Annotated in this window: 6 protein-coding genes; 4 read left to right on the top strand and 2 right to left on the bottom strand. The window is 33.6% G+C overall.

What is annotated here, in order from left to right; all coding sequences use genetic code 11:
* The first annotated feature begins 478 nt into the window (after window positions 1-478).
* A complete protein-coding gene (rsmG, locus tag D5R40_RS29545; RefSeq protein WP_124142966.1) occupies window positions 479-1,246 on the top strand; it encodes a 16S rRNA (guanine(527)-N(7))-methyltransferase RsmG in 768 nt (255 codons plus the stop codon).
* A 148-nt stretch (window positions 1,247-1,394) separates the two neighbouring features.
* A complete protein-coding gene (locus D5R40_RS43020) occupies window positions 1,395-1,592 on the top strand; it encodes a hypothetical protein (protein WP_375339426.1) in 198 nt (65 codons plus the stop codon).
* 197 nt (window positions 1,593-1,789) lie between these two features.
* Here the strand turns inward: D5R40_RS43020 and D5R40_RS29530 are convergent, their stop codons facing one another.
* Window positions 1,790-2,224 carry an ArsC/Spx/MgsR family protein gene (locus D5R40_RS29530; protein ID WP_124142967.1) on the bottom strand — a complete coding sequence of 145 codons (435 nt, stop codon included), beginning with the start codon at window positions 2,222-2,224 and terminating at the stop codon, window positions 1,790-1,792.
* Between the two features lie 197 nt (window positions 2,225-2,421).
* Here D5R40_RS29530 and D5R40_RS29525 point away from each other — a divergent pair, with 197 nt between their 5' ends.
* Together D5R40_RS29525 and D5R40_RS29520 are read left to right on the top strand one after the other, a co-directional pair.
* A complete protein-coding gene (locus D5R40_RS29525; protein ID WP_124142968.1) occupies window positions 2,422-3,291 on the top strand; it encodes an amino acid ABC transporter substrate-binding protein in 870 nt (289 codons plus the stop codon).
* A gap of 636 nt (window positions 3,292-3,927) precedes the next feature.
* Entirely contained in the window at window positions 3,928-4,596 is a 669-nt protein-coding gene (locus D5R40_RS29520) for a pentapeptide repeat-containing protein (protein ID WP_124142969.1), read from the top strand.
* A 315-nt stretch (window positions 4,597-4,911) separates the two neighbouring features.
* On the opposite strand, the gene D5R40_RS29515 is transcribed toward D5R40_RS29520, so the two are convergent.
* Window positions 4,912-5,151 (bottom strand): hypothetical protein, encoded by a 240-nt coding sequence (locus D5R40_RS29515; protein WP_124142970.1) that lies wholly within the window; start codon window positions 5,149-5,151, stop codon window positions 4,912-4,914.
* Window positions 5,152-6,076: the final 925 nt, after the last annotated feature.

Genomic DNA, 6,076 nt, shown 5'->3' with positions numbered 1-6,076 from the left:
GTTCTATTTTTGACTCTCTTAAGCTCACTTTAACTTGGAGTTGATCAGAAAAATCGGCATTGGTGAATGCGTAATGCTTTTGTCTCAAATATCTATGAAAAAACTATAATTGTACCGTTCATAAATATTTAATGGCATTACCTAATCACCAACCCCCTTCTCCGAGTAGTTGATTAATTTTCTGTTCTATACCAATCTCATCAATCATTCCTGCTACTAACCCGATCTGGGTCTAAGTTACTTACTTCTATTGACATTTTCTCCTCTTTTCTTATCTTCACCTCTTGTCTAGAATTACAGTTTGAGGTTTTTTTTCTTGAGTCTAAATACTTACTCAAGTCCCCCCTCTTTATGTACTACATTTTGTCGTGCGGAATGTGGGTTATAAGTATTCAACCGATAGCGTAGTTACCCCGGAGGGGAAACATGATATAATATCAGACTATTTTCCTTCTATAAAATAGTAGTCAAAAGTAAAATGAATGATAATAATACCCAGATATTGCCAGAAATGAATTCTCTTTGGCAGGAAACATTAAATTGGCAACCAACAGCAGAACAACAGCAGCAATTTCAGCAACTTTATCAGTTGATTCTTATTGGTAATGAAAAGTTAAATTTAACTAGAATTACTAGCCCAGAAGATTTTTGGGAAAAACATTTTTGGGATTCCCTCAGAGGGATTAAATTTATCTTAGAAAATCAGATAAACTCTCAAGAAGAAAAAAAGGTTATTGATATTGGAACTGGTGCAGGTTTTCCAGGATTATCAGTTGCTATTAGTTTACCTCAATATACTGTTACATTACTAGATTCGATAAGAAAAAAAATTGATTTTATTGAAACTATTCTAGTAGATTTAGCTATTAAAAATTGTTTAACTTTAACTAACAGGATTGAAGAAATTGGTCGAATGTTTAAACACAGAGAAATTTACGATATTGCTCTTTTAAGAGCTGTTGCACCTACAATAGTTTGTGCTGAATATGCTTTGCCAATGTTAAAAATAGGTGGTATAGCAATTTTATATCGGGGAAATTTTACAACTGATGAACAGGCTAATTTGCTAGAAGTTGTGAAAATTTTGGGAGGAAAAATCCATACTATTGAAGAATTTAAGACTCCCTTAACTAACAGTATTCGTCATTGTATATATTTGCAGAAAATAAATAAAACTTCTAGCAATTATCCTCGTCCAATTGGCGTACCTAGTCAAAAACCTTTGAATCATCTAAATAAACCTTAAAAACAAGCTTTAATACTTTCATTTTTTGCAGAAGGAGATACATTTTCCGATTAACTATGAAATAGTGGAGGCTATTAATCATATTGGTGATATGATGGGGATGGAAACAGTTGGGGAGTTTGTGTAAAATGAGGCTATTTTAGCAAAGTTGCAAGAAATAGGTGTTGATTATGCTCAGGGTTATGGAGTTAGGTTGGCGTTCGCGGAGCGTGGCGTCAGGCGTATCACCTACTTCAATTGGATTTGGGTTCATAGTCGCAAAGAAAATACTGCTGCACAAAGAGCTGAGTTGGCGATCGCTCCTTGGAGTTGGAACGACCTAATTACTTATCCCACACTTTACTGATGCACTACCAAAAATATCTCCCGCTAGAAAATTTTCTAACGATATCTAACGAGAGATTAAGGAATGAGAATTTTATTATCTACACAAGTTGAATTATCCAAATTCCCTATTATATGAGTTATTCAAAAAAAAATCTGGACTTTATTGAATCCTCATTCCTAAGCAAATTTATCAGTAAAAATAGACTTTGTTAGATTCTAGTGGTGATGGCTATTTGGACAAGTTTGTAAGTCTTGACCCATCAACTCCTCACTTTTTTCCCTCTGGGTTTCATCTACAGGTTGTAAACCAACCCAGTTATTCACAACTTCTACATCAAATCCCACTTCTCTACGATCGCCCACTTGCATTAGAGGACGACGGATAAGTAATGGGTCATTCAGCATCATTGTTAGAGCAGTTTCAGCATCAGTTTGTTCGGGAATTACTGCTCCAGACTTAACTTTTGGAGCAGCTTTGTTAAACCACTCTACTACCGGGCGATCGCCAAAAAATAAACGCAAATTATCTTTTGTCCAAGTTTCTTTCAACAGGTTGTGAGTTTCTAATTGATGACCCGCTGTTTCTAGCAAAGTCTTTTGCTTGGTGTTATTTTTACAGCCTGGTTTTTCATAAAAAATCACCTTTGCCATTGTATTATCTCCTCAGCAGTTTTTTGGTGATTTTCTAATCTTAATGCCTACTTAAATAGCAAATTGTTACCAATTATCAAGAAATTTGATTGTCAAGTATGGTATAATTTAGTATTAGATTTTTATCTCAGATAAAATACTTATCAAAAAGCCAACTTTTCTACATAAATACTTAAGTTATTAGTTCATTAATTTTGATGTTCCAGTTACTTTCTTCCTTCTTCCTTCTTCCTTCTTCCTTCTTAATCACCATATTTTTCATCAGTTTTCCTCTCATAAGTTTAGCAGAAACTATAGAAGAAACTGTAGAAAAAACTGTATTAGAAAAAATTCAACAAACGGGGGTACTAAAAGTAGGATTTAGAATTGATACAGCTCCTTTTAGCTATATCAGCAGTGAAACCAATAAATTAGAAGGTTATTCTGTTGAATTGGTTAAATTAATTCACCAACGTCTAGAACAAGAAGTTGGTAAATCAATCAAATTAGAGTGGCAAGAAGTATCTCTAGAAAACCGTTTTCAACTAATCCAAGATGGAAAACTAGATATTGTCTGTGCTGCTACAACTATTAATAATACGAGAGAAAAAATAGTAGATTTTTCTATTCCTTTTTTTACTACAGGTATTCAATTCTTAGTAAGAAAAACAGATGTAGAAAGATTTGACTCCATGAGAGGTACTACTGGAAAAGTATCCATAGGATTTTTAGCAGGATCAACTACTGATGAAGAATTTCGCCCTATTTATCCCAATGCAAATTGGCAGTCACTTTCCAACAGAGTTGAAGGTATTAGTCAATTAGATGATGGTAAAATTGATGCTGTTGCTAGTGATGGAATTTTATTACTAGGAGAAATTCGGCAACAAAATAAAACTATTAGTGAGTTTGAACTAATACCTAAAATTCCTTTTACTTTTGAAAATTATGGTTGTATTTTGCCATTACAAAATCCAGATTGGGATAAATTAGTTGATACTACTATTGCGAGTGATGAAAATACTCAACTTTTGCATCAGTGGTTTGACTCTGAAAAAGGTAAGTTTCCTTATGAAAGCTTCAGATAATCTATGAAATTAAATTATGAAATTGAATCATCAGAGCAAGAATTATACTCAAAAATTTAATACACCATTTTCAGCTTGACACGACACTACGGAAAGCTGCGCTAACGACCGCTTTTTTCTCCTTTAAAGGAGAGGCTTTAAACCTTAATTATTCGGTAATGTTTTTAGCAATTATTTTTATAAAGTAAACAGATCTTATTCGTTATGTATCTACTCCCTGCTCTCAAGAGGATATAGCAAAAATGCGTGAAATTTGATAAATAGCAGTTGAAGGAAAGGTTAGGACATATCAAAATATTAAAACTCAGACAAAGCCAGATTTTTCCTTCTTCCTCCTGGTATAATACTAATTTGAAAAAAGAATGTGTTTGAATAATAAGTGCAATAAAAAGATTTTAGAGTAAATTTCCCTTTGACAAAAAAGAGAATTTACGACCTAAAAACTGGTATTGAAGCAATTCATTCTGACTCGGTTCTCCTGACTCCTGAGTTACCCTCCTGGGAGGGGTTAGGGGTGGGTTGACTCCTAAGAAATAGCCTAACTATTTGTAGCAAATATTTATCAAATTGGCATAATATCCTGTTTATCTATTCTGCTGGGAGTATATTTCAAAGAAAAGTTTTGATGAACATATTATGAAAATAGACGAATTATTAAGGCAGTACGCAAGAGGAGAAAGAAATTTCAGTGGTGTTTATCTACATGAAGTACATTTGCTAGAAGCTGAATTAGAAGGGGCTAATTTTTTTGAAGCAGACTTAATCGGTGCTAACCTTAGTCGGGCTAATCTCAGTCGAGTAAATCTGGCCAAAGCTAATCTTAGTCGAGCTAATCTAATTGGAGCGGATCTAAGTGGGGCAAATTTATCTGGAGCTATTCTGGCAGGGGCTAAACTCAACAAAGCTGACTTAACAGGAGCAAAACTTACCAGAGCAGACTTAAGTCGTTCTAATTTTAGTCAAGTTAATATGATTAATGCTGACCTCTCAAGAGCTATACTCTGTGAAACAGACTTGCACGGGGCCAACTTATATGGCGTGAATTTCCGACGCGCTATTCTTAATGAAGCAGACTTAATTGGAGCTAACCTTACCAGAGCAGATATGGCAGGAGCAGATTTAATTGGAGCTAGTTTAATGAGAGCTGATTTGACAGAAGCTATTTTGAGTGCTGCAGACTTAAATGAAGCAAGTCTTTTGGGTGCTAATATTTCCAATTTGAGTATAGATGGAGTAGCTCTCCAGGGAGTCATAATGCCAGATGGCGCAAGTTATGAAGAGTTTCAAAGAAGTATGCAAGATTAGTACCTAAAGCCTGACACCAATGCTAAGTTGCATGGCTCAGGCTTTCTTACATTTTTAGCATTATATTATAACACGCGAACGAGTTGACGTTTGACTGATGCTGATGATGAAGCGAATAAAGATAAATGTTTTTCCTACTGTTCCCTGTTATATGTATGTATGATATGAAATACCAAATCAAAAGATTGAATTCCAATCATTAGTAACTATTTCTATATCTGAATATAATTTTTAGATTTCACGATCGAGATTAATTGTCTCCTTTATTTTTCCCTTTCTTCTTTTCCCTTATATTTTGCCATAATTTTCAGGTCTCTACGGCTTTTCAAAATATTCAATCCAAACTAAAAAAATTGACAATATTTCCGAAAATTTAATTCTAAATATTGAAATTGCCAATATTTTCGATATTCCAATGGGGAGAGCTTTTGAAAGTTCATTGCGCTTATCCAAATCTAACTTTTCCCACTCCACTAAACCACTAGCTAAGTATTGGAGGGTTTTGGTAATGTCTATTTCTTTGATGTTTGAAGTTATGCCTGAATAATTAGTCATTATATTTTATAGGAAATATCTTGCTTGTTAAGCGATCGCTACAAAAATTACCATATCTCACAAATTTAGGTTTATCCTTAAGTTTTAGTTATATATTTTAGTCTTTTAGTTTGAAAATTTTTAATTTTGTCAGGACTTGATGACAAAAAATCGGAAAATTTCTCTGATTAATTTAACGAGGTTTCAATATTTTTAACACTTAAGCTAGATTTTGTGATATTCTAAATAATACTATAATCAAAAAGGTATTTATTACTTTTTAAAAAAATTAAGCTCCAAATACCTACAATCTCGTTGTTTTGAGAAGCAAAGACTCTTCAGTTCTTTTACCATGAATGACTAATATTCCTCGCCTAATTTTTCGGCAGATTGATAGATTGACTATTTTGTGGTATGGAGAAGGAAAAAGTAAGATAAATATGGTCTACTATTTCTCCTAATATAGTCTCCGGATAATTAGTTATCCTATAATGAGCGGAGGACCGAGTCAGGAGAAAGGAAAGATGAGAGTGGGAATTATCTGGGGATATTCCAGCATTTTATGTCTGCATTGAATGGAAGTAGAAAGTGTGATAACTGTATAACCGGATTTCATATCATATATAAGGTTGGATTAAGTGCTAACAGAAACCAACCAAAACCTATATATAGCAACGCCGAATCAAATTTGAGAATTTGACTATTTCTGAAAAGTCTAAAATCTAACGGTGATCATATTGATAAGATACAGTTCTTTTCTTTCTTCCCTTTTCCCAGTGAAGATATTCCCTGTTCCCTAAAAATCTACAATCTCTCACAATTCAAATAAGACTGCTATATCTATAATTATATTAAATAGAGTTGTTACCTACTGGAGAGTACAAAGTTCTGCTAAAAAACAGTTGGCTCTCAAGATTGAAAGTGTTACTGGGAAAGGTTTACAGCA

Source organism: Okeania hirsuta, assembly GCF_003838195.1.
GTDB classification, from domain to species: Bacteria; Cyanobacteriota; Cyanobacteriia; order Cyanobacteriales; family Microcoleaceae; genus Okeania; species Okeania hirsuta.
Note: the sequence above shows the minus strand (reverse complement) of the source record. Positions and strands in the feature narration are given on the sequence as shown.

Excerpts from the sequence above, each read along its gene's own strand:
- rsmG (WP_124142966.1), top strand. The coding sequence starts at position 479 with ATGAATGATAATAATACCCAGATATTGCCAGAAATGAATTCTCTTTGG.
- D5R40_RS29530 (WP_124142967.1), bottom strand. The coding sequence starts at position 2,224 with ATGGCAAAGGTGATTTTTTATGAAAAACCAGGCTGTAAAAATAACACC.
- D5R40_RS29525 (WP_124142968.1), top strand. The coding sequence starts at position 2,422 with ATGTTCCAGTTACTTTCTTCCTTCTTCCTTCTTCCTTCTTCCTTCTTA.
- D5R40_RS29520 (WP_124142969.1), top strand. The coding sequence starts at position 3,928 with ATGAAAATAGACGAATTATTAAGGCAGTACGCAAGAGGAGAAAGAAAT.
- D5R40_RS29515 (WP_124142970.1), bottom strand. The coding sequence starts at position 5,151 with ATGACTAATTATTCAGGCATAACTTCAAACATCAAAGAAATAGACATT.